The sequence below is a fragment of the Vicinamibacterales bacterium genome, from assembly GCA_036012125.1.
Lineage (GTDB): Bacteria > Acidobacteriota > Vicinamibacteria > Vicinamibacterales > UBA823 > UBA11600.
Genome location: DASCOS010000004.1, coordinates 143,286 through 167,430, shown reverse-complemented (window position 1 = coordinate 167,430; position 24,145 = coordinate 143,286). Strand labels below are relative to the sequence as shown.

The 24,145-nt window shown below is 55.7% G+C and carries 23 protein-coding genes; 10 read left to right on the top strand and 13 right to left on the bottom strand.

From position 1 onward, the window contains the following. Window positions 1-12: 12 nt before the first annotated feature. The 4 genes from QGH09_02005 to QGH09_01990 all read right to left on the bottom strand — a co-directional run bounded on the left by QGH09_02005 (window position 13) and on the right by QGH09_01990 (window position 4,436). On the bottom strand, window positions 13-1,818 hold the full coding sequence (locus tag QGH09_02005; protein HJO16958.1) for a fumarate reductase/succinate dehydrogenase flavoprotein subunit: 1,806 nt from the start codon (window positions 1,816-1,818) through the stop codon (window positions 13-15). Between the two features lie 37 nt (window positions 1,819-1,855). After that, the gene (locus QGH09_02000) at window positions 1,856-2,662 is read right to left on the bottom strand and encodes a hypothetical protein (protein ID HJO16957.1); all 807 of its coding nucleotides are present in this window, start codon (window positions 2,660-2,662) and stop codon (window positions 1,856-1,858) included. A gap of 32 nt (window positions 2,663-2,694) precedes the next feature. Next, on the bottom strand, window positions 2,695-3,138 hold the full coding sequence (locus QGH09_01995) for a DUF6526 family protein (GenBank protein ID HJO16956.1): 444 nt from the start codon (window positions 3,136-3,138) through the stop codon (window positions 2,695-2,697). Between the two features lie 83 nt (window positions 3,139-3,221). Further along, window positions 3,222-4,436, bottom strand: coding sequence for an aminomethyltransferase family protein (locus QGH09_01990; protein HJO16955.1), 1,215 nt, complete (start codon window positions 4,434-4,436; stop codon window positions 3,222-3,224). A gap of 132 nt (window positions 4,437-4,568) precedes the next feature. On the opposite strand from QGH09_01990, the gene QGH09_01985 reads away from it, so the two are divergent. From QGH09_01985 to QGH09_01970, 4 genes are read left to right on the top strand one after another with little or no spacing between them, the layout of a single operon-like run. Continuing rightward, the gene (locus tag QGH09_01985; protein ID HJO16954.1) at window positions 4,569-6,161 is read left to right on the top strand and encodes an NAD(P)/FAD-dependent oxidoreductase; all 1,593 of its coding nucleotides are present in this window, start codon (window positions 4,569-4,571) and stop codon (window positions 6,159-6,161) included. 8 nt (window positions 6,162-6,169) lie between these two features. Continuing rightward, a complete protein-coding gene (locus QGH09_01980) occupies window positions 6,170-7,768 on the top strand; it encodes an NAD(P)/FAD-dependent oxidoreductase (protein ID HJO16953.1) in 1,599 nt (532 codons plus the stop codon). 21 nt (window positions 7,769-7,789) lie between these two features. Continuing rightward, the gene (locus tag QGH09_01975) at window positions 7,790-9,373 is read left to right on the top strand and encodes an aldehyde dehydrogenase family protein (protein HJO16952.1); all 1,584 of its coding nucleotides are present in this window, start codon (window positions 7,790-7,792) and stop codon (window positions 9,371-9,373) included. 31 nt (window positions 9,374-9,404) lie between these two features. Continuing rightward, window positions 9,405-10,529, top strand: a complete 1,125-nt coding sequence (locus QGH09_01970) for an alanine racemase (GenBank protein HJO16951.1) — start codon at window positions 9,405-9,407, stop codon at window positions 10,527-10,529. Between the two features lie 22 nt (window positions 10,530-10,551). Here the strand turns inward: QGH09_01970 and QGH09_01965 are convergent, their stop codons facing one another. From QGH09_01965 to QGH09_01950, 4 genes are all read right to left on the bottom strand, one after another. Next, a complete protein-coding gene (locus QGH09_01965) occupies window positions 10,552-11,070 on the bottom strand; it encodes a MerR family transcriptional regulator (GenBank protein ID HJO16950.1) in 519 nt (172 codons plus the stop codon). Between the two features lie 14 nt (window positions 11,071-11,084). Next, the gene (locus QGH09_01960; protein HJO16949.1) at window positions 11,085-11,372 is read right to left on the bottom strand and encodes a 4a-hydroxytetrahydrobiopterin dehydratase; all 288 of its coding nucleotides are present in this window, start codon (window positions 11,370-11,372) and stop codon (window positions 11,085-11,087) included. A gap of 113 nt (window positions 11,373-11,485) precedes the next feature. After that, complete coding sequence (locus QGH09_01955; protein HJO16948.1) at window positions 11,486-11,743, bottom strand: hypothetical protein; 258 nt, start codon at window positions 11,741-11,743, stop codon at window positions 11,486-11,488. Window positions 11,744-11,755: 12 nt separating this feature from the next. Next, window positions 11,756-11,950 carry a hypothetical protein gene (locus QGH09_01950; protein ID HJO16947.1) on the bottom strand — a complete coding sequence of 65 codons (195 nt, stop codon included), beginning with the start codon at window positions 11,948-11,950 and terminating at the stop codon, window positions 11,756-11,758. A gap of 36 nt (window positions 11,951-11,986) precedes the next feature. Between QGH09_01950 and QGH09_01945 the strand changes: the two genes are divergently transcribed. Both QGH09_01945 and QGH09_01940 read left to right on the top strand, forming a co-directional pair. Further along, window positions 11,987-12,523: a sulfur transferase domain-containing protein gene (locus tag QGH09_01945; protein HJO16946.1), complete on the top strand. Its 537-nt coding sequence runs from the start codon at window positions 11,987-11,989 to the stop codon at window positions 12,521-12,523. Then, window positions 12,510-14,039 (top strand): pyridoxal-dependent decarboxylase, encoded by a 1,530-nt coding sequence (locus QGH09_01940; GenBank protein ID HJO16945.1) that lies wholly within the window; start codon window positions 12,510-12,512, stop codon window positions 14,037-14,039. The genes QGH09_01945 and QGH09_01940 overlap by 14 nt, the downstream gene beginning before the upstream one ends. A 51-nt stretch (window positions 14,040-14,090) precedes the next feature. Here QGH09_01940 and QGH09_01935 read toward each other — a convergent pair whose 3' ends face one another. Both QGH09_01935 and modB read right to left on the bottom strand, forming a co-directional pair. Further along, window positions 14,091-14,759, bottom strand: coding sequence for an ATP-binding cassette domain-containing protein (locus QGH09_01935; protein ID HJO16944.1), 669 nt, complete (start codon window positions 14,757-14,759; stop codon window positions 14,091-14,093). A gap of 7 nt (window positions 14,760-14,766) precedes the next feature. Then, window positions 14,767-15,423: a molybdate ABC transporter permease subunit gene (gene modB, locus QGH09_01930; protein HJO16943.1), complete on the bottom strand. Its 657-nt coding sequence runs from the start codon at window positions 15,421-15,423 to the stop codon at window positions 14,767-14,769. A 164-nt stretch (window positions 15,424-15,587) separates the two neighbouring features. Here modB and QGH09_01925 point away from each other — a divergent pair, with 164 nt between their 5' ends. Then, window positions 15,588-16,073 carry a helix-turn-helix transcriptional regulator gene (locus QGH09_01925; GenBank protein ID HJO16942.1) on the top strand — a complete coding sequence of 162 codons (486 nt, stop codon included), beginning with the start codon at window positions 15,588-15,590 and terminating at the stop codon, window positions 16,071-16,073. On the opposite strand, the gene QGH09_01920 is transcribed toward QGH09_01925, so the two are convergent. Continuing rightward, window positions 16,067-17,725: an alpha/beta hydrolase-fold protein gene (locus QGH09_01920; protein ID HJO16941.1), complete on the bottom strand. Its 1,659-nt coding sequence runs from the start codon at window positions 17,723-17,725 to the stop codon at window positions 16,067-16,069. The genes QGH09_01925 and QGH09_01920 overlap by 7 nt on opposite strands. A 121-nt stretch (window positions 17,726-17,846) precedes the next feature. Here QGH09_01920 and QGH09_01915 point away from each other — a divergent pair, with 121 nt between their 5' ends. The 3 genes from QGH09_01915 to QGH09_01905 are packed head-to-tail and all read left to right on the top strand — an operon-like array spanning window position 17,847 to window position 20,064. Then, window positions 17,847-18,455, top strand: coding sequence for an FMN-binding protein (locus QGH09_01915; GenBank protein HJO16940.1), 609 nt, complete (start codon window positions 17,847-17,849; stop codon window positions 18,453-18,455). A 2-nt stretch (window positions 18,456-18,457) separates the two neighbouring features. Then, complete coding sequence (locus tag QGH09_01910; GenBank protein ID HJO16939.1) at window positions 18,458-19,129, top strand: hypothetical protein; 672 nt, start codon at window positions 18,458-18,460, stop codon at window positions 19,127-19,129. Further along, on the top strand, window positions 19,126-20,064 hold the full coding sequence (locus tag QGH09_01905; protein ID HJO16938.1) for a TIGR01777 family oxidoreductase: 939 nt from the start codon (window positions 19,126-19,128) through the stop codon (window positions 20,062-20,064). The genes QGH09_01910 and QGH09_01905 overlap by 4 nt, the downstream gene beginning before the upstream one ends. Window positions 20,065-20,079: 15 nt before the next feature. Here the strand turns inward: QGH09_01905 and QGH09_01900 are convergent, their stop codons facing one another. Continuing rightward, complete coding sequence (locus tag QGH09_01900) at window positions 20,080-22,728, bottom strand: PIG-L family deacetylase (protein HJO16937.1); 2,649 nt, start codon at window positions 22,726-22,728, stop codon at window positions 20,080-20,082. Window positions 22,729-22,851: 123 nt separating this feature from the next. Beyond that, complete coding sequence (locus QGH09_01895) at window positions 22,852-24,072, bottom strand: FAD-binding oxidoreductase (protein HJO16936.1); 1,221 nt, start codon at window positions 24,070-24,072, stop codon at window positions 22,852-22,854. Window positions 24,073-24,145 lie beyond the last annotated feature (73 nt).

The following is a 24,145-nucleotide window of genomic DNA, read 5'->3' as shown; positions in this document are numbered from 1 at the left end:
GTTTCCATCAAGCTACTTGTTGTCGTCAACGATCTTGGCCAACTCAGGCGTCAGTTCAGAAATAGGCTCGCGGACAACCTGCATCGACCCATCGCCTAACTTTCGAACCAGTAAACTCACCTGACCCAACCCTTCGTCCTTGGCAAGATAGTCTTCGCGAAAGTGCGCCCCACGGCTCTCACGACGCTCCACGGCAGCACGGGTAATAGCCTCCGCAACGGTTAACAGATGCGGTAAATCAAGCGCGGTGTGCCAACCAGCGTTGTACTCTCGATTCCCTATGACGCCAACCGAACCTGCACGCGCCCGGAGGTTTGCGAGTTCATCCAGCGCTCTCCGCATCTCCACGTCCTGACGACTGATCCCAACCAAATCTTGCATCGTTTGCTGGAGGTCCTGCTGAATCTTATAGGGGCTCTCGCCTTCTCTAGAGAACGGCTCCAACGCACGCCGGGCTACCTCCTCCACCTGATCGGCGTTCACAGCGCCCGGCTTATGCTCTTTCGCAAACTTTGCGGCGTACTCGCCCGCACGCTTACCAAACACAAGTAGGTCGGACAGTGAGTTGCCGCCTAGACGATTGGCGCCGTGTAACCCGCCCGCACACTCGCCGGCAGCAAATAAACCAGGTACGTTTGACATCTGTGTATCGGCATCGACACGCACACCGCCCATAACGTAATGGGTGGTTGGACCAACCTCCATCGGCTGCTGCGTAATATCAATTGACGCCAGCTGTTTGAATTGGTGGTACATACTCGGCAACTTCTTCTTGATATGTTCGGTGCCGTTCGACAATCGCTCTTTAATCCACGCAATGTCGAGATAAACGCCACCGTGCTTACTACCTCGTCCTTCCCGGATCTCGCGAACAATACAACGCGCCACGTGGTCTCGAGTTAGCAGCTCAGGAGGACGCCGCGCATCCTTGTCGCCTTGGGTGTAGCGCCAACCCTCCTCTTCGTTGTCGGCCGTCTGATTCTTGTACAAATCAGGAATTTCATCGAACATGAAACGGTGACCGTCCCTATTTTTCAGAACGCCACCTTCTCCGCGCACACCTTCCGTTACCAGGATGCCGCTTACGCTTGGGGGCCACACCATCCCGGTCGGATGGAACTGGACGAATTCCATGTCGATAAGGTCTGCACCTGCATTGTAAGCAAGGGCATGCCCATCCCCGGTGTACTCCCACGAGTTACTCGTAACACGATAGGCCTTGCCGATACCGCCAGTGGCTAGCACCACTGCACGTGCATGGAAAACGCGGAAACGGCCCCGCTCACGATCGTAGGCTACGGCCCCGACAACACGATCGCCGTCCTTAAGAAGAGCAAGGACTGTGCATTCCATATGCACATCGATCCCTTGATGTATCCCATGGTCCTGGAGCGTACGGATCATCTCCAAGCCTGTTCGGTCACCAACATGTGCGAGCCGAGGGTATTTATGCCCGCCGAAATTGCGCTGTAAAATACGACCGTCTGCCGTCCGGTCAAACAGGGCGCCCCAAGCTTCTAACTCGCGGACCCGCTCCGGGGCCTCCTTGGCGTGAAGCTCCGCCATCCGCGCATTGTTCATATACTGCCCGCCACGCATCGTGTCTGCGAAGTGCACACCCCACGCGTCACGATTATCAACGTTGCCAAGTGAAGCAGCTACGCCACCCTCAGCCATCACCGTGTGCGCCTTACCTAGCAGTGACTTGCAGACCACCCCAACCGAAACCCCCAACGCCGATAACTCGATCGCGGCCCGGAGCCCAGCACCGCCCGCACCAATCACCACCACGTCATGTTCGTAGGTTTGATAGTCCATCAGCGACCTTGGCCGACGTTAGCGCATCGTAGGTTCATCACAACAGCCGGAAATCAACCCATATACCCATTGCACACATCCGGATATAAAAATCAGTAAAGCCGACCCACGCCAGACTCATCCACGCCCATAGCATGTGTCGTTGATTGAAGCAACTCACACAGTCATACGTTGATTGACGCAATCGATTGATTCCTGACAACTGATCTCTGTGCCCACCGATAAGGTGCCGTAGCGAGTGGCAACCAAACGTGTAGCCGCCAAGCAGGATGACATTGAGAATAAGCACGAGACTGCCCACGCCGACACCTAGGGTAGTGGCGCCCGTTGCTGGATCCACGAACCATAGTCCCTGCCAGGCGTCGTAGGCTAAAACCAAAATGAATGCCAGCGCGAGGTAGAGAAAGTATCGGTGCACGTTTTGGATAATGAGCGGAAACGAGCGCTCGCCCAAGTATGATTCCCGTGGCTCGCCGACAGCACAGTTCGGCGGGTCGGCCCAGAATGCTTTGTAGTAAGCACCGCGATAGTAGTAGCAGGTCAGGCGGAACCCCACTGGGACGCCGAGAATGAGGAACGCTGGAGACCACGGTAACCAAGATGGCCAAGCGGCTGGCTTCGGTCCAAGCCACGAGTGCGGAGAATCACCAAATAGCTCGGGCGAGTAAAACGGCGATAAGTAAGGTCCCGTGTGATAGTACTCGGCCTGAAAGGCAGCCCAGGTTGAATACGCAACGAAGAGGCCCAGCCCGGCCGCAACCGCAAGGGGCTGTAGCCACCACGCGTCCCCCCGTGAGGTCCCTCCAAAACGACGCACCGGTGCCGTGATGGTTACCTGAGTCATTCAGATTACTCCTTTGTGCACCTTACCCGTCCTTAGACCCGCTGATGGTCTGCTTGCCAGGCCGTGATTGCCTGCTTGATTGCTTTCTGGTCACTCAGGCTACCCTCGAGCACCTTGCGCACGAGACCCGGCAGCTCGGCGTCACTGGCAAAACGCAGTCCCACAAGTTGCGATGTCGACAGGTCACCAATCCTCGGCTTAAGTTCGTCCGAAAGAACTTCCGTCAGTTTTAACCGCATCTCGAGGCGAATGACGCGGTCCTGTGCCCAGAGAGCGAACAGTCTGGCGCACAACGCGATGACTATAAGCGCGAGTGCGACGCCTACCGCCAGTAAGGTCTCGAATGAAAGGCCGGCCGTCACGACTTGACCCACGGACCAAAACAAGTTGATCGCTAAAATCGGGAGTGCGACAAAGTGAAAGGCCGGAACCATCCGAGCGTGATTGGCGTAGTTTTGTGGTTGTGCTTGAGACATGAGTTCCTCCTTACAGGCGTGGAGTGCAACGCCGCAACTCTACATTATATCGCTACGTCTTGGCGGGACCGACAGGCTAACTTCTAGCTCGATTCGGCGGTGGCCGGTGGGGTTGCAGTTTTTCGCGAAGGACTGAAGAACGGCGTCGGCACCACCACTGCCTCCACCTTGTGTCGAACTGCCTGAACGGTGAATTCGATCAGCATTTTGGTGCCGGAAGCCGAGTAGTTACGGTGGACTGTCGCCAAGGCAATCAGTTTTTTTAGTACAGGCGACCAGACCATCGAGGTTAACTTGCCAATCTGTTCTCCGCCGCTGTAGACCGGGACGGCCTCCCGAGATGCCACTATTGGCGGCTCTGGTGGAAGTCCAACTGCCTCAAAGAGCACCTCAATCGCCGGCCAGTCAATTTCGAGACCCACAATCCTTCGTGGTGGTCCAGCAAGCCGCTCATTTCGAAGTGCAGGCTGACCAACAAATTCAGACTTGTCTAAACTTACCAACCTATCAAGTCCCATCTCGAATGGTGAATATCGCTGTGACGGAATGAGCGCCTTCCGGCTGCCAAAGAAATCGACTTCGGTCAGCAATAGACCAGCCTCGATTCGAGCCACGTCCAAGGCTAGCATGCCGGCCGGCCGCACGAGGTAATCCTGCGAGTGATCGACCAGTGCATCCCATACCCTGCCTGCGTCTTCCCAAGGCATCCAGATCTCGTAGCCCAAGTCGCCAGTGTATCCAGTGCGGGAAACATCGACCGACACATTCCGAATAGCACCACTAGTGACGCGGAAGTATTTCAGCGCGTCGATGTCCACATCAGCAACCTGCCTCAACACGTCGGCTGATGTCGGGCCCTGTAACGCGAGGGCACCGACCTCCTCCGACACGTCGCGAATAGTCATGTCGAACCCGCCAGCGTTCCCTTGAAACCATCGGAGGTTGGGATCGGCGGCAGTCCAGCGATACCGGTCATCACCGAGACGCGAAACCGTCCCATCATCAATGACCTTACCGTCCTCGTCGCACCAAGTGGTATACGCAACCTGGCCTACGGCAAGCTTTGTTGCATCTCGGGTGATTAAGCGATTGACGAACCCTGTCGCCTCTTTGCCTGTAATTAAGTACTTGTAGAGGGGTGAAATGTCGATTAACGCTGCAGACGTGCGGATGGCCGCATACTCATGTTCGTGATGGGCTTCGTAGGCGCTAACGGAGAAAAAACCAGACCATTCGCGATAATTTAAGCTCTTGCAGAGCGCTAAAGTGCGGTCATGAACCGCGGATCCGATAGGCACAACGACTCCTACTCTGCGACAGGCGCAGCAGTTAACCTTGGATTATAGAAACCATCGAACGACTCCGACAAGTTTTATAATCGCTTACAATGCGAACTTCCGGTGGCTCCCCACGAGCCGTCGACTCGAGCAATGGCAAGCACATACGACGCAATCATCATCGGTGGTGGGCACAATGGCTTAGTCACTGCAGCCTACCTCGCGCGCAGTGGAAAGAAAACGCTAGTTCTCGAGCGCCGTCGATTAGTGGGTGGCGCGGCCGTCACTGAAGAAATCTTTCCAGGCTTTAGGTTCTCAGTGTGCTCCTACGTCGTTTCACTTCTTCGGCCCGAAATCATCCGTGAACTTGAACTGGCGCGGCACGGCCTCGAGATTCTTCCTCTCGATGGCACGTTCACACCAATGCCGAACGGCGATTATCTCTGGCGCGTCAATGACCATGCCCAAACCTACAGGGAGATCGCTCGTCATTCTCCACGCGATGCCGAAGCTTACGAGGACTACAGCAAGACGATGGTCGACATGGGTCGGTTCGTCAAGCCAATGCTTGAAATGGCGCCGCGCGATCCAACGTCACGCGACCCGCGAGCGCTTCTGCAACTGCTGGCAATCGGTAACCGTTTCCGAAAGCTTCCACGTTCCTTCCAGCAGATGCAGGTGCAATTAGGGACGATGAGCGCTGTCGACTTCCTAGACCAATGGTTCGAAACCGACGTCCTAAAGGCCACAATGGCGGCCTCGGGAATAACCGGGACATTTCTCGGTGTGCGCTCACCCGGTACGGCCTATGTCCTCCTGCATCATTACATGGGAGAGATCGACGGTGCCTTTCGATCGTGGGGCCTTCCTCGAGGTGGCACTGGTGCAATCTCGAATGCGATCGCTGCCGCGGCTCGAGAAGCTGGAGCCGAGATCCGTACAGGAACACCAGTCGCACAGATACTTGTCAAGCGCGGAAAGGCCTCTGGGGTAGTGTTAGAGAACGGAGATGAATTACGCGCTGACATCGTTGCATCGAGCGTTGACCCACGCCTAACATTCTTCAAGATGGTCGGGAAAGACCTGCTACCGGACGACTTCGTTGAAGACGTTAGTCGTTACAAGCTGCGCGGTTCGTCCGGCAAGGTCAATTTGGCACTCGACGCATTACCCAATTTTACGAGCCTGCCTGGCGCAGGTCCGCACTTGCGAGGAGGACTTACGATTTCGCCAGATGTCGACTACATGGAACGTGCTTATGACGACGCCAAATACGGACAATATTCTCGGCATCCCTATATTGACATGGTCATTCCCACTCTGAGTGATCCGTCAATGGCACCTCCAGGCAAACACATCCTGTCCTGCTTCGTCCAGTACGCGCCATACCACTTAAGTTCTGGCACTTGGGATGACCAAAGGGAGCAATTTGGTGACTGTGTGGTTAACACGCTCGCTAACTACGCGCCGAACCTCAAAGACATCATCCTGCATCGACAGGTCATCACTCCACTTGATCTCGAGCGTGAGTTTGGCCTGACTGAGGGCAATATTTTCCAAGGCGAGCTGACCCTAGAGCAGTTATTTTTCCTACGACCGGTTCCGGGTTGGGCTCGTTATGGCACACCGGTTCGAGGCCTGTATCTCTGCGGCTCATCCACGCATCCCGGCGGCGGCATCATGGGTGCCTCAGGGCGCAACGCGGCGCAGCGGATTCTCAAGGAATGGAGATTTCCAGGTAGGTGAATTCCACTGTGAAGTCGTACGACGCAATTATTGTAGGAGGTGGTCATAACGCGCTCGTTACGGCGTTTTATCTGGCTAGGGCAGGCGTACGAACGCTCGTGCTGGAGCGCCGAAACGGAGTCGGTGGTGCCGCGGTAACAGAAGACCTCTACCCAGGTTTTAAATGTCCTGCTTTGGCGCACGCCGTGGGCCCACTGCATCCTAAAGTGGTCGACGACCTTGCCCTGCATCATCATGGCGTTCGCTTCACGGAACCCGAGGTGAGACTTTTCGCGCCACTACCGGACCACCACACCCTTCTACTTCATGCTGACCCGGTTCGCGCCGCAGACTCAATCAGTGCATTTTCACAACGCGACAGCAAACAGTACCTTGCCTTCAGTGAATGCCTCGATGAAATCGGTAGCGTGCTACGTGATTTCCTGTGGCGCACACCTCCATCAACCGAGCATCCTAAGGTTAGCGACGTCTGGCAGCTAATTAGAGCGGGCCGACGGTTTCGCGGTCTCGGCAAACAAAACATGTTCCGACTACTCAGGTGGTCAGCAATGCCAGTGGCCGACATAGTCGCCGACTGGTTTGAAACCGAAGCGCTGCAAGCCATCGTGGCCGCCCGCGGCATTTACGGCATGAACCTGGGTCCAAAATCGGCGGGTTCGGGTATGGCTTTCCTCCTGCAGCAGGCACTTGGGGGTCACGTGCTTCCTACAGCGACCACCACGAGAGGTGGACCCGGCTCACTGAGCGAGGGCTTAGCGAAGGCTGCTCAGACCGTCGGCGTCGAGATCAGGACCGGCACTGAGGTAACTCACATCGATGTCCAGCAGGGTGTAGTTGCCGGCGTGGTCCTCAGTGATGGGACGGTGATTACTGCTCGCACTGTTGTGTCGGGCGCCGATCCCAAGCGAACCTTTCTTAAACTGATTTCAGCAGCCGCTCTTGAACCTGCGTTCGTGGCCACCATCAAGGGATATCGAGCGGCCGGCACCATGGCTAAGATTAACCTGGCACTCGACGCTCTTCCGGAATTCACGGCCTTGGCTTCGGCAACTTCTACGGAGCGAACAAACGCGCTCGGTGGGCGGATTCACATTGGGCCTAGCGTGGAGTACCTCGAGAGGGCATTCGATGCTTCCAAGTACGGAGGCTATTCTGAGTCTCCATATCTCGACGTGACGATCCCAACGGTTAATGACTCGACCTTGGCACCTGACGGTCAACACGTTATGTCGATCTGCGCGCAATTCGCCCCGTACCATTTGCGTGACGAGAACTGGCACATAGCTCGCGATGGTCTCGGCGACAGGGTTATTCGCGTACTCACTGCTTACGCGCCTGGACTTGAAGACCGGATTTTGCATCGGCAGATCTTGACGCCTGTCGATCTGGAAACGGTCTACGGTCTAACCGGCGGCCACATTTTTCATGGCGAGCATACCTTGGACCAACTCTTCACAATGCGGCCGGCACTCGGTTGGGCCCAATATCGGACTCCGGTTGCTGGCCTGTACCTTTGCGGCGCGGGTACCCACCCTGGCGGCGGGGTAACCGGCGCTTGCGGATTGAATGCGAGTCGCGAGATTCTAAAGGACCTGCGGAAGAACTAACGGGACGAGGAGAAACTGAAGATGAGCGGTAGTAAACCCGAGATGAAAATCACCTACGCGACGATGAGCGCCGACCAGATGGAAGCGCTTCACCTTGGAATTGACGAGGCGATCGAACAGGTCAAAGCGCAGCTAGGCAAAACTTATCCAATGTACATTGACGGTGAGGCCATCGAATCAGCCGAACAGTTTGAAGACTTAAGCCCGAACGATACGCGGATTGTTTTGGCGCGGTTTCAAAAGGGTACCGCCGACCATGTGCGCGATGCGGTTCGTGCTGCTCGCGTAGCCGCGGCTGATTGGGGTGGGCGATCATGGAGAGAGCGGGTGGCTATAGTCCGTAAGATTGGGGACGGCATTCGAGCCCAGCGTTGGGAACTAGCAGCCTGGATGGGTTTTGAGACTGGCAAGAATCGCCTTGAATGCGTAGGCGATATAGAAGAAGCCGCCGATTTCATGACCTACTATTGCGATCAGATAGAGGCACACGACGGCTTTTGCCAGACGATGGACAAACTAGAGCCGAATGAAGAGAACACCAGTGTCATGCGTCCTCATGGGGTCTGGGCAGTCATCTCCCCGTTTAACTTTCCCATGGCGCTGGCCGCAGGTCCGGCGGGCGGCGCACTTGTCGCGGGGAACACCGTCGTGCTGAAACCAGCTAGCGATACGCCAAGGCTCGGTTTGAGGCTTTACGATATCGCCGCCGAGGCCGGCGTACCTCCAGGTGTATTCAACGTTGTAACCGGGCCTGGAAACTCAGTCGGCCAGGAAATTGCGGAAAATGCACACATCGACGGCATCGTTTTTACCGGGTCAAAAGAAGTTGGAATGATGCTGTCCCGTGAGAACGGCGGACGTCCAGCTCCGCGCCCGGTCATCACCGAGATGGGAGGCAAGAATCCCACTCTAGTCATGTCATCAGCTGACCTGGATAAAGCTACCGAAGGTGTGTGGCGCTCGGCGTTCGGTGCCCAAGGCCAGAAATGTTCCGCATGCTCTCGTGTGTACGTCGCGACCGATGTCTGCGATAGGTTCGTCGAGGAACTTGTGGAGAAAACCAGAAAGATCAAGATTGGTAACCCGCTTGAGCGCGATGTCTGGATGGGACCTGTCATCAACGAAGCGGCGGTTAAGACTTATGAACGGGCAATTGAAGAGGCTAAGCGCGACGGCGGGCGGGTCCTCACCGGGGGGCGTCGAATTACCGAAGAGCCCTTTCGACATGGCTACTTTCTCGAACCGACCGTCATTGATGGCTTACCGAACGGCCACCGATTATTCACCGATGAGCTGTTCGTCCCGATCACTGTCGTGGGTAAAGTAACGTCGTTTGACGAAGCAATACGGCTCGCCAACAAGACCGAATACGGTTTAACGGCTGGTATTTTTAGCAGCGATGAGGATGAAATAGCCAATTTCTTCGACGAAATCCAAGCTGGCGTCGTTTACGCCAACCGGCAGGCTGGCGCGACAACTGGCGCCTGGCCAGGTATCAATCCGTTCGGTGGTTGGAAAGCAAGTGGCTCGTCTGGTCGCGGTGCTGGTGGGCCCTACTACGTCCAGCAGTTTCTGAAAGAGCAGAGCCGGGTAAGGATCTACTAATACTGACTCACTGAAATGGATAATTGCCATCATGCAATTGACCGAACTCCCCACACCGCAAGTCCTCATCGATCGGGACCGGCTTATGGCCAACATCAAGCGAATGCAAACCGTCGCAACATCAGGGGGGCTGACGCTTAGACCGCACACCAAGACCCACAAGAGCCCTCGGATTGCAAAGTGGCAACTCGAACAAGGTGCGGCAGGGATCTGCTGCGCGAAAGTCAGCGAGGCGGAAGTTTTTGCCGACGCGGGTATCTCCGACATCCGGTTGCCCTATCCAATCAATCCGTTCAGTGCCACACGTGTCATGGCACTGATGGACCGTGTAAAACTTTCACTTGCAATCGATCATCCAACAGTGGCTGAACAGTGGTCCGAGGCGATGTGTGCATACGACCGGCAACTCGACGTCCTCGTCAAGGTTGACGTCGGGTATCAGCGGTGTGGCATTGCTCCCGAGATGACTCAGGCCGTCGCGTTTCTTTCACACGTAACTACCCTGCCAGGACTACGACTCCGTGGACTCCTCAGTCACGCCGGCCAGTGTTACGACGTAGGTTCCGCAGAGGAACTGGCCGCCGTAGCGAAGGACGAAGCCGAGACGCTACGAACGCTGGCTGACGGGGCACGACAGGCTGAAGTCAAAATCGACGAAATTAGCGTCGGCTCTACCGCCACAGCAATGCTAAGCGCTTCAGAGCCTGACCTTACGGAGCTTCGGCCAGGCAACTACGTCTATTACGATCGTAGCCAGGTTGCCATTGGCTCTGCCTCACTCGACGATTGCGCACTCTCCGTGATGGCGACCGTGGTCAGTAAGCCGGCAAGCAACCGCATCGTTCTCGACTGCGGTAGCAAGACACTTACCTCAGACACCGGTCGTGGAATGGTCCGCCCGGTGGGCTACGGCGCCGTTTTTTCCACTCTCGACGAGACAACACCAGACGACTCACTGCAGATCACGCGGCTTTCGGAAGAACACGGGGTCGTAGAAGTGCAGAATGGCGCTACAGGCCTAGAACCTGGTGACCGCGTACGCGTTCTGCCGAATCATTCGTGCGTTGTATCGAACCTAGTGGATGCTGTCCAACTCGTCGATGGATGGACAGTCATCGAGACACTCCCAGTCGAGGCGCGTGGGAAGATTGTGTAGACGTTAGTGCGTGATCATCGCATCAGGAACGCTGACGCTTCGTTTTTTTGGTCGGCTTTGTCGCATTTCGCCTCGCAGCGAGGCGCTTCTTGGACCGTCGTGGGCGAGCTCGCGTACTGAACTCCTTCAAATCTTCTCCTTCACCAAGCACCAGCAAAGGCTGACTCGGCGCGCGCAGCAGATTGTAGAACTCCCCCTTCAAAGTACGTGCGTACACCTCGCGTCCATCGGTCAGTAACGTAATCTCCCCACCACCGCGGATGGCGTCGTAGAGCCGTATGTCGAATTGCCGTTTCAGTGTTTTGAGCAGCGCACGAATTTTTTGAACGGAAAAGCCGTGGCGGCGCAAGTCAGCGAGCACAAGGAGCTCGTACAACTCGACGGGAGAGTACCTCCGCTCAGTGAAGCCCCCAGCAGCAGTTCGCTGCGATGCCACTGTTGATGTCAGCAGTTTCCGTGCGTCCCACCACTGCAGTTGGCGGGCAGAAAGCCCCGTCAGCGCGGCGACTTCTCGGGAACTGTAGGTCTTCTTTAGCCGCACAGTCAGTCAGCCTCTCATCGAGCTTCGGCTACCCGGTCGGCCACCCGCGCTCCATCGAAGTCCTTCTGGGTGAGTCCAGACTCGCTATGTGTCACGTAGACCAGCATGACACTCCGAAAGCGAATCACAATGTCAGGGTGATGATCTGCACGTTCGGCCTCCATCGCCACACGATTCGCAAACGCTACAGCCTCCAAAAACGACGGGAACGTAAACTCCCTCTGGATGGCCTGGCCGTCACGAATCCAAGCGGAGAGCGACGCAAGTTGTTCGGTGATCGCTGCGGCCGATAGTCGAGCCATAAATCAGTGCCGTAGGTCCCCGTAATGAGAACGACGAGTTCCGATCGCATCCAGGGCCCACATGATAGGCAATCCTACAGCAGTCCTCTACCACTACTAAATCGGATGCCTCTCTATTCTTCTGTCACATCAGCTGTGATCACAATCTTAATACAGCTACGGACGCTTACGGCGGCCGGGCATTTACTCTCGTGAGTTGTCAGCGCACGATCAGCCGCTGCGCGGGTGCCTGCGGGAATCTTGAGTGTGTAACGAACTCGGATCTCGGTTATACGCAGGATCTTGTCGACCGCTTCAATGTCGCCTTCCACGGCGGCCGTGAGACAGCCGTCACCAGACGGGATCTGGCGCACTTCCAGTGCGCCGGCCAAGGTGCCAAGCAGTCAACCACCAACCGCCGCAATTAGATGATCGAGGGTGGCTGGCAACTCCTCGTCAGGTTCGATACCGTAGAACCTCTTGATGCCGCCATGAATACCGAAGCGGATTGGGGCCTTAAAGTTTTCGACGTACGCGTGCCGAAGTGAACCCTTAATCTTCTCTAAGCGTATTCGGCTGGTGTGAATGAGCTCGGCCACATTACCCTCCTTATGATCGAGTTATAATTCTAGGCTATGCGATTTCAAAACGTTACACATTCCGTGTTTCTGATGCTCGTTCTAATGACCCCGATCTCCCTTACCGCACAAGAGCTGATAAAGGAAGAGATCCCGGGGATTCGAAACTACACCCAAGTGAATGCGACAGTCGCATGCGCTGGAGCCACTACACTGGAAGCACTCGAGGAAGTGCGGCGGCGGGGGTTTGTATCCGTTGTCAACTTCCGCACCGAAGGTGAAAACGGCGCCACCAACCCTGGTGAAGCATCCGAAAAAGCCTCAGAACTCGGATTGAAGTATTTTCATATTCCATTTCGGTCTTCTGAGACCTGGGCTTGGGCTGCCGAACAGTTCCTTGAGGTCATTGCCAACCCGGATAATCAACCGACATTCATTCACTGCGGGTCAGCCAATCGCGTTGGGGGAATGTGGTTGATCAAACGGGTCAAACTTGACAATTGGGATATTGAAAGCGCCACGGCTGAAGCTGAGGTGATTGGTCTCCGGTCCCCTGCGCTAAAAGAATTCGCCATTGAGTATGTCCGCCAGTGACCGTGACCTAACGGGCGGAAGTGTTTCGAACGAACCCGAAACAAAAAGTCCGCCTGAAGTCAGTCCGCCCGCCCTCGGAGATATGGATGCCGACGCCTTCCGGCGCCACGGACAGCGCACCCTAGACTGGATCGCTGAGTACCTTCGCGACTCTGAGCGCTATCCGGTGATGGCACGTGTTGGCCCTGGCGACGTTCGTGCCGCGCTACCCGCAACGCCACCGCAGCGGGGCGAAACATTTGAGGCGATTTTCGACGACTTCGAAAAAATCATCACGCCCGGCCTCACTCACTGGAATCACCCAGGGTTCTTCGCCTACTTCGCTACTAGCAGCAGTGCACCGGGCATTATCGGAGAATTACTTGCCGCGGCCCTCAACCAGAATGCCATGCTGTGGCGGACATCACCTGCCGCGACTGAGCTAGAAGCACTTACCCTCGACTGGCTCCGGCAACTTGTAGGCCTGCCTGACGGCTTCGAGGGTGTCATATACGATACGGCGTCGGTGAGCACGCTGCACGCGCTGGCAGCTGCGCGTGAGGCCGTAATACCCAATGTCCGGGACCAGGGCCTCGTCGGCAGGAGCGACCTAACTGGCATTCGGGTGTATTGCTCCGAACAAGCGCATTCCTCGCTCGACAAGGCCGTGATCCTGCTCGGCCTCGGTCAATCTGCGCTTCGAAAGATTCCAGTCGATACAGACCTTCGAATGCGACCGGAAGTTTTGGCCGAGGCTATAGCTGAAGATCGCGCTTCTGGATGCGTCCCAATGGCCGTGGTCGCAACCGTCGGCACCACGATCTCCACGAGTGTTGACCCTGTACCTGCCATCGCACGAATATGCACAGCGGAACAAATCTGGCTACATGTCGACGCTGCCTACGCCGGCGTCGCGGCCATGGTGCCAAGTTGTGCACAGATTCTCGACGGATGCGACGAGGCCGATTCGGTTGTGATGAATCCACACAAGTGGCTGTTCACCCCCGTCGACCTGAGTGCTCTGTTCTCGCGTCGGATGGACATGGTGAAGGCGGCGTTCTCGTTAACTCCGGAATATCTTCGCACTGCCGAGGGCGACCAAGTGCGCAACCTTATGGACATGGGCATTCAACTCGGACGCCGTTTCCGTGCGCTCAAGCTATGGATGGTGTTGCGCCATTTCGGGGCTGAGGGTATCCGCCAACGACTAGCTGAGCATATGCGTCTCGCACGCCTCTTTGCGGAATGGGTTGACGCGCACAACGATTTTGAGCGTTTGGCACCGGTACCATTTAGTGTCGTCTGCTTCCGGGCCAAGCCCGCCGGTATGGGCACGGATGAAGCTGAACTTGAACGGTTTAATATCAAACTCCTTGACGCACTGAATGCGTCTGGTGAGATTTTTCTTTCGCAGGGTAAGCTGGAGGGCCGCTACGTGATCCGCCTCGCAATCGGCCACATTCGGACAGCTGAACAGCACGTCGCCCGCGCCTGGGAACTCATCCAACAGCATACTCAAGTACTTACCGGCCACTAATCTCAACACCCGATGTGCAGCTACTAGTCAGTCCGCAAAATACTACATGCGCTACACGCGCGGTAAGATGTCCTTTGAAGGACCGCTCGCCATAACGCAACCGTTGTCGAGTTGAACTACCCAGTCAGTGAGCATTAACACCTCGTCGGCACGGTGGGACACATAAAGCATTGGAATGTTAAATTCGTCATGCACGCGGACGAGATACTGCATTACGCGTCGTTGCAATGCCACATCAAGGGCACTAAGCGGTTCGTCTAGCAACAACATTCGTGATCCCGCCATGAGGGCACGAGCGATCGCTGTGCGCTTTTGTTCACCACCTGACAGTTGTTCCACTCGCCGCTCGACAAGAGGTTCAAGGTCAAGCACGGCAAGAACTCGGGCGAGGTCTTCCGTCGGCGCACCGTGAGCACCATAAGTCACATTCTGCCGAACATTCATGTGCGGAAACAGTGCGACCTCCTGCGGTACGTAGCCTATACAACGGTGCCGTGCTGGCACGTCGATACCGTTCTCTGAACCGAAGAGCGTCCTATCGCCCACCGCAATACGCCCTCTCTCTGGCTGCCGTAAACCCGCAATGGCTTCGAGCACCGTCGTCTTGCCTGCTCCGGACGGGCCATAGAGCGCGATCGCGTTGGCTTCAATCCTTTCATCTATTTCGACTGAGAATTCACCCTGCTGAAGCGTGAACTCAAGGGTTAAAGAAAATGGCATCTCAGAGTTAGGGTCGCGCAAGACGATTCGAGAACCATAGGGAACCGAACGCAATCATGATGGATGCCAACATTAAGCTAGTCGCGGCAGCATCATTCCCCACCTCGGTGTAGATATAAATCCCCGACGCGATCGTACGGGTCGACCCGGGCATGTTCCCAGCCAACATCATGGTTGCCCCAAACTCACCGACCGCACGAGAAAACGCCAGTAGAACACCGGCCAGCACACCACGGCCGGCCATGGGTAAGCTTACGGTGAAAAAAATTCTGAGCGGTCCAGCACCCAATGACGCAGCTATTCGCTCGTAACGCCGGTCGACCTGTTCAAACGCGCCGCGTGCCGCGCGCACGAGGAGTGGCAATCCCATGACTGCCATTGCTAGGATGACCGCCTTCCAAGTGAATATGATCTCGAGACCCACCGATTCTGTAACCCGGCCGAAGAGCCCACGTCGGCCGAAGAGCCGGAGAAGGATGAGCCCGGTCGCAACCGGTGGAATCACTAGCGGTAACATCACCAGCGTCTCAAGAGCAGTGCAACCATGGAAACGATGTCGTGCGAACAACCAGGCAAACATGATCCCAGGCGGCAACATGACCAAGGTTGCAACCACCGCCATAGTGAGCGTAAACACAGCAACTTGCCAAACGTCGTCCGCCATTAGCCGTTCTCATCCACGCAGCCCAGCACAACGAACCCGTCGCGCCCTGATCCCCAGCCGATCCAGCCCTTTTCATCCACTAGGAGTCAAATCGACTTGCCTTATTTTTGTAATCATTTTAATATTATTTAGTTTGATTTAACAATCGATTTAGATTGATTTATATGTTCTTGACTGTCCGACAGGCAGCTGGACGGCTTGGGGTTAGCTACTCCACGCTCAAACAGTGGATTTTCAAGGGAAGCGTCCGAACAACACGCACTGAAGGTGGTCACCATCGGATTGCTGAGATGGAGGTTGAACGCCTACTGGCCAAGCAGGGCCATCTACCAACCTCAAGAAAAAAATCAGCGATCGGCAGTGGAACACTCGTTGCGGTCAGTGGGCGCAACCAGCTACGCGGGATCGTCGACGAAATTCGCCTGGAAGGGTTATTGGCGCAGGTACGGCTACGCGTCGGTGATCAGGTATTGACAGCTATCATCACGCGTGACGCGGCTTCGGCCCTCAAACTCCATCGAGGGAGCGCAGCCACAGCGTTGGTCAAATCCACGGAGGTAATGATCGCACGGGAAGCCGAACCCCCACCACTACACCAACAAAAGGCGAAAGCGAAGATCAAGAAGCCTAAGGTATCTATATCTCAGTAACGCCACCACGGAGTAGTGGCACCGTCGGGTTTTTTTCGCATGATGAACTGCGCCATCTCACGCAACCTTGCGGCCCGCGTCACCGGCCCGCTAAAGCAGTGCCCTTTGCCGTCGCCATACATAAAAAACCCCTCGTAATGGGGATTCTCAGTTGTCTTCATCCACAACTCAAGATCTCGCGTGGAATTGTTCAAGTAGAAATTGTCCATAGTGCCGGTATAGATGTGAAGTTTATCCACAAGTTTTTGACCTATCTCAGCCCAGTTTTGACGAAGGTAATGTAGGAGATCATAATTGTCCCGCCAGTACTCGGCCACTGCAGCGTTGATCTCACCGGTACGTTTGTCGAACAGGGGCTCAAAGTACCCATCATCACCAATCGGCCCAAACACAGCCGACCAGATGTCGAGCTGTTCCCCAGAGCGTCCCTTGGTACCGTTAACCAATTCGAAGTGATTTCGCTGGCGCGAGGTGAGACGGATCTCGCCGTTAATTTCTCTCGTATTTGCGGTCGGCACACGACGCCATTCGTGCTGTTTGTAGAACGCGTTGACATCTTCGTAAATATTGATTCCCTCTACATCAGTAAACGTCACTGGGTCCGGACAATAGGACCACGTCCCACCAAAAAAATCTGGATGGAAGATCTGTAGTGCCAATGACTCCCATCCGCCCGTTGAACCACCCGAAAGCACGCGCGCGTATGGTTCCGCGAGGATTCGGAACCGCTTTTCGATCTCAGGTATTAACTCTTGGAGGATCGCATCACCATATGGGCCTACGTTCACCGAGTTCACCGCATAGGAGTCGTCAAAATACGGATTCGGATGCTGAAACGTTACCAGGATCATCCGAGGGAAGTCATCGCGAATCCACTCGCGATACAGATCGTCCCCAATTTGAAACCGATTCGGCGCGTTCAGGGAAAAATGCCCTTGAATATAATTTACCGGATAGCTAATCGTTGAACTGTCGTAGCCGCGTGGTAACAGCACCGTCGCCCCCAAGTACACTGGACGTCCCCAAAACTCCGTAAGCATCGAACTCTGAAACTTGAAGCGTCTAACCCATTCAGTATCTGGCGGGACAACAACAGGCGGGATAGCGTTCTCGGCGCTCAGTGCGATAACCGCGTCAGCTTCAGGGTCGAGTCGCACACGCTCAACAGCACTGTAAAGATTACCCGGCGATCGATTCCAATGCTGCCCTTCCCACCGATCGTCGTGCATCCAGATAACATGGCCGTCAGCACGGCGAAACTCGGAATAGACGTTGACGAAAGCCTGTACGTAATAGTCACCCGCAGGGATGTCGCGTAGGCTGGCCACCGGTGTACCGAGGTCGGTCGCATCGATAATGCCAGGCTCCCCAGGCAGTAAATTCACTACATCACGACCGAAAAATGGAACACCAGTGCGGCCGATCTGAAGTCTGGGTTCTCGTTCAGCGGTCCGAGAAATCATCACATAGATCCGCCCGGTCAGTGCCTCCTCGTGTACTGCTGACGGAAATGACACCTCAAAGCGTTGCTCACCCGAAGCGAGCAACGGGACCAACGCCGTGATGGCGGCGACAAAGATAGCGGTTACAACACCCGCCACCCGGAAGGATCGACTATCCAGCGCTGGACTATTGGGACGTTTCGCTCGCATTTTCTCTAACCCTTTCGTTGACACTGCCAACACTCAACGGATAGCCTACCTCACAACCCTGCGACCTCACCAACATTGTCAAGTGAAGCATGGTTAGTGAAGTAGACCGTTAGAGTTTCTGGTGCAAGTCCGGTTCCTACGGTCTCGGGCCGGTGCAATACCACGTAATTTCTTACTTATGACCTTGAGGGAAATCAAGAGTCGGTTGTTTCAGCCTTGGATAGTGATGGTATCGCTGCTAGTGGCGGTCGTACACGTCGACGCCTGGTTGCAATCATCGATTCGAGGGCTCGAGTTACATCTCAGTGGGTTGTTTCCCGAAGCCTCGCGCTTCTCAGGAAGAACCGGCGCGCCTGCTCACATCAAGGTGTTCGCAGGCGACGACGACAACGAACACTTGATCGGATTCGTAGGTTCGACGGTCGATGTTGAACCCCTCGAACGCGGTTATGAAGGCCCTATCGAAATGCTTGTTGGCATGGATACTTCGGGCACATTGCGCGGAATCAGACTCATTTCTCATCGTGAACCATATGGATATTTTTCGATTGAGTTGCCGGAGTTCTCTGCGCAGTTCGTGGGTAAGAGCGTACTCGACCGATTCCGTGTAGGTGAAGACGTCGATGGTGTAACTACGGCGACGATCACCGTCTCGAGCGCAACCCGTGTAATCCGGAAGACCGCACGGCGGGTTGTCCGGGCGCATCTTGCGGACCGCGAGAACGAGTAGCCGTGTCCGGTTTGCCCTCCACCGCATCGCGCTTTCTCCTGACCTGCGCACTCCTCGCCCTGTACCCAAATCATACGAGCGCACAGTGCCCGTCGTGGAAAGAGTTGCGCGCAAACGAAAGCGTCATTGACTTAACAATAAGCGACCCGAGTATGGCTGGACTTAGGATGTGGTTTATCTACATAAGCTCGACATCGCTCGGCCAGTGCACGTTGGGCGCTTCGTTTGAAACCCTGACACCAGAGTTTACTAATGGTGAGAATCGTCACGTATTCTGGATCGGCGCCGAAGGTTCGGCACTTTATCTGTTCCGACTCAACCGACTCTACATGATCCAAAGCGACCGCCGATACAATGTGATTGACAGCGTCGAGCTAGACCTGCCAACGACTGTGCTCCAAGGTGTGCCGGGGCTAACTGCGGAGGCTATTGTGGCATTCAAGGGTATTGTTGACCTCAACGAACCGGTCACAATTTTCTATGAGGGAGTCATGGGTACTGTTCCGGCCGAGTACTGGTTTCCTAAAACGAATGACGGCCTTGGGTCGCTGCATTTCAATTGGTTCAATCCTGACCAGGACAAGTGGGCACGACCACCAACGCCGGCCATTGAATCCAAAAACCGCTGCCTTGATGGCTTGGATTTTCTAACTCTAGACAAAGGCAAGGAATGAGGATCGTGATTCCCGGTGGTTCCGGGCTACTCGGACGTTCGCTCAGCAAGGCATTGTTACAGGATGGCCACGAAGTAGTCGTGTTAACGCGGTCACTGCAGCCCGGCGTAGTTGTGCATGAATCAAATGTGGACCTACCGGGCTTAACTAACGCTGGCTGGCAGCCAGACGGTACCAATGGGGTCGGTTCTTGGGCAAGACTCATTGATGGAGCTACAGCGGTCGTTAACCTTACGGGAGAACCTATCGCCTCTAAACGCTGGTCGGTTGCACAGAAAGCATGTATCCGCGACAGTCGAGTGCTTGGTACACGGTCGGTTGTGGGCGCAATCCGGGCTGCCAGTGACCCACCGGCGACTTTGGTCAACGCGTCGGCAATCGGCTACTACAGTAATCGAGGTGACGAGGAGTTAATCGAGGACTCCGCTCCCGGTAATGACTTTATGGCCAAGTGCTGTATCGATTGGGAAGCGGAAGCGCACAAGGCGGAAGGTATTATTGGGCGACTGGTGATCCTGCGTACTGGGATCGCCCTTGATCGAACCGGCGGTGCACTACAGAAGATGCTTCCGCCGTTTAAGATGTTCGTCGGGGGACAACTTGGCTCCGGCCGGCAGTATATGTCGTGGATTCATTATGCCGACTGGGTGGACCTCGTGCGGTGGGCTCTTGTGACAGAAGAGGTAACAGGCATCTTTAATGCAACGGCACCTGAACCCGTGACAAATTCTGAATTTTCGAAGGCACTCGGCCGTGCTCTCCACCGACCGAGCCTGCTACCCGCACCAGCATTCGCATTGCGGCTTATGCTTGGCGAAATGGCCGATGCACTGCTGTTGGGGGGGCAACGTGTCCAACCGTCCCGCGCATTGAAACTCGGCTTTAGATTCAACTTTTCAACAATTAGCCAAGCGCTCACCGCGATCTTGCAGTAACGACCACCCCTTGGACTATGGAGAGTCCGGCAGGCTGATTAGGTTTGCAAGCAGGCGATAGGCGCCCTCCGTACCAGCCGGTAGCTGACGCCACAGGCTCAACGCCACATAGAGCCAACGACCTTGCCCGACCCGAGCCTCAACGAGCGCACCCCTCTTCACACCAGGGTTGTATTCAAAGGGATCTTCCATCGCCACTAGGTCCATATACTGGGGGTCGCGTTCGCCCAAAAAATACAGCCCTCGTTCTTGAACCCACCCTTCCCAGACAGTCGGATCGATGGCATTAGGCTCATTGAACAACGGATGATCCGGTACTAGCACATCGACCGGCGCCCGTTCATCGGTGATACGGTCCCGACTGACACGAGCTGGGTATGGCCCGAACTGCGCCTCGTTGAAGCCGACTTTGTTGTACTGCACGATAACCGTCCCACCGTTCTCAACGTAGTTCATTAGACGGTCGTTATGTGCACGCAGATTGGCATCAAGCTCATAAGCACGCACACCCGTGATAATGAGGTCGTAGCGGGTCAAGTTGCCCCACGCGAGATCTGTTCCGCTCAGACGTTCCACCCGGGCACCCAGCTGTTCGATCGCCACCGGCATGTGATCACCGGCGCCCATGACATACCCAATCAGTAGGCTTGAAGCCACTCGTACATCAATCACCTTGATACTTGTCTCGGCCGCCGTCATTAAATGTCGTGGCTGGATGTGCGGGTATTCGACGACCTGAAACCCCCGGTCGAAGATCGCGCCAGCACTGCTCACTCTCGACCTGATCACATAATCACCAGCCGGCACATTAAATGGTAGATCTACAAAAAATCGGACCGTACGTTCTTCATCTTCGCGCGAGAAAGTAATCGAGGCTCGCTCTGGCTCCGACCGCCACCCGGGCGGCATTTCAAGCTCGACCACCGCTTCGGTTGAACTCGGGCCCCGATTCGAGACGACAACCTGAATCTCCCGCCGCACCGCCTCTCCGGCCGGCATCGGAGCTACGACGATTTCAGGTGACATCTCAACAGACAAGCGCGACACCACGTTCAACTCCATACGCTTCTCGCCGCCGAAAATCTCTTTCTCGTAGCGGTACTCAACCGGGACGCGCACGTCCACTCGTTCACGCAAGAACTCGATCGTAAACGTCACGTGGAACGGAGTCGGCTCAAACGGTACCCCGAAGGGAACCGTATCCTCAAAGTTGTAACGTGCGGCATCAGGCAATTGCGAAAAGTACGGTGTTGTGAACTCAGCATCGACCGGTATAGTGAAAGATGAGTCACATTTATACATATCGCCAGCGGGTATGACTTCTTCGACGCAACTACCTGTATTGCTGCCTAGCCCTGCGAACGATACGTGGTGTACAACCACGTCAACTTCGCCTCGATTGGCTGCCACAGCTGACACGCGCACCGGCTGACCAGGAACAACGACTCCGTCCTCGGCCACCGCTGCGACCCGGAGACCGTGCGCAAGAATCACTGCTCGCTCAAACTGGGCCTCTTTCGTTTCTAGACGAAAATCAATTTCATACACCGCGCCGTCGCTAATACCCAAGTTCTTTAACCGTCCTCGGAGGTTCCTGACGGCTACCAGCCCGTCCACGAGAGACTGCCGGGTTGCGTCGATGCCGGATTGTTTAAACTGCTGTCTCGCTTCGCGCGCGTGCCGCTCGATGTTGGTCAGGGCGACCCTGAGAGCATTTGGTGTCTGGGCCACTACATACTGTGTTAATCCGCTTACGCTGGTGTTAACTCCTCCAAAGAGCGGTACATCACCACCAATAAGATTCTGTGTTTCATTAGCCGTTTCGGCTAACACATACCTTGCTCGCGCGTTGCCAGGCAGTCTCAGAAGTTGCGACATCCCCTGACACTTGTGCATGCTCCGCGCCTCACTTCCGATCTCCGCGTACGTGCGTCCGAGCAACGAGTCATAACTTTCTAAGTTGATCGACTCGAGGCCGCTCGGGTCGGTGTCAGGCGGTTCGTTCTGAAACCTGAAACTGTCGCTAAAGTAGAACTTCTTAGCCTGCCACGGCCGAAGGCCTTCCACTATTTGCTCAGGAAACTGCTTCGGATCGGCCGCCGCATGAAAGGCTTCGCGCGCCAACACCGCTGAAGCTTGATGGTGTTGCCCGCCTCCCCGTCCAGCGACCTGCATCCCAGTGATAACATCCGGTCGCAGAGTACGAACCATCCTGACAAAATCACCGAGAATCTCTTCACGACCCCATCGGTTGAAAGTTTCATCGATACTGAAGGAGTAGCCGAAATCGACCGCACGCGTGAAGTACTGTTCGGCACCATCGAACCGGTGTGCAGCAAGGAGTTCCTCAGTCCGAAGAACCGCTAATGCATCGAATAACTCCGCACCGATTTCATTCTGGCCACCATCGCCGCGGGTCGCCGATACAAGAGAGGTCCGTATGCCCTCACCGTGACTCAATAGGGCCAGCAACGCGTTATTCTCATCATCTGGGTGCGCTGTCGCCATCATGAAGGTGCCAACGGTCTCGAGCTTGCGAAGAAGCAGGCCAAGGCCAACGTAGCCCTCCTGGCCGGCCACTGGCCGAACCTGCATCTGGGCATATACCGGCGACAGGGCAAACCACCAGACATACAGGACCAGCACACAAAATCGCCAAATCATACGAGTCCTTCGACTATACCTCACGCTGGTCATTCCGTGTGCTCAACGACCTCGCGATAATAGTCCTCTTTTGTTGTCGTCAGGATGCGGTTCAATAGCCAGCACGACGACTCTTATGACGGATCACCGAGCGAAGCCAAAGAGCTCGTCGCCCTTCGCGGGCTCACCAAGGTAGTGCCGCAGTAGGATACGCGACGCCAAGAATCCCTGCGCGAGCCCATTACCGCCAAAACCGAGCGCAAACAAATGTCGCGGATAGTTCCGATGAGGGCCAATGTAGGGCAGTCCATCAGCTGTGGTCACTGAGGGGCCTGACCACGCGTACTCAGGCTGAATACCGGAGATTACCGGATATAACACCGACAGCTCATACATAAGTTGCCCTGTACGCTGCACGAGTACTCTGGCACGAGATCTTGGATGGGGTTGTGATCGATCACCGCCGCCAAAGATGATCCGCCCATCCCTCGTCCAGCGTAGATAGTGATACGGATCAGCGGTGTCCCACAGCATTGCCCGACGCCGGCCAAGGCCGGCTCGAATCCGAGCACCTAGCGGCAGGGTCGCGACAGCGTAAGTTTCCGCAACACGAAAATGCCGCGCTAATGGTTTGAACAACGACCCCGGGTGTCCGGTCGCAATGACGAGCCGATCAGCACGAACTGTCCCGCCTGCGGTCAGCAGTTCAACATGTTCTCGTCCGGTTCTGATCCGCTCGACGGGCGATCGTTCGTGTATGGAGGCACCTCGTTTCACCGCTGCAGCCGCAAAGCCTAAGCAGGTACGCAGTGGCTCAACCTGTGCATTGCCCGTGACACGAATAGCACCTTCGGCCTCCACATTTGTCTCGCGCCGTAGTTGCTCGACCGTGAGCCAGCGAGCCTCCAACTTAGCCTTTTTACGCAACCCCAGTTCGTAGCGCAGTCGCTGCGCCGACGCAGAGTCATTCGCAAAATAGATCGAATCCTGTGCCTCAGGTTGGCACGGTATTTTGAGTCGACGGATAGCCGCCACAAAATCCAGCGCACCACGGCGCGTCATTCTCCAAATCGTTCGGGTTGCGCGAAGGCCGTGCACGTCAAGTACATCTTGAAAATCGACGTCAGGTTCCTGCATTACGAGTGCAGTACTCGAACCGACTGCACCTTGACCAATTCGATCTGCTTCAAAGAGACAAACGCGCACACCCGCCGTCGACAGGGCGTATGCGGTTGCACAACCTGCCATCCCACCGCCGATAATCGCAACGCCGACGTCGGTCTGACCACGATACCGAGTGTAGGATGGCCGGCGGCGGGGCAACCGGTCGATCCAATACGACACACCGAAGTGAGGTGTTCCCATTTTCGTCAGGCCGTCATTCTACATGTGTACCTAGGCACCCAACCGACCGAAATCCGCCAACTTCAACGAGCAA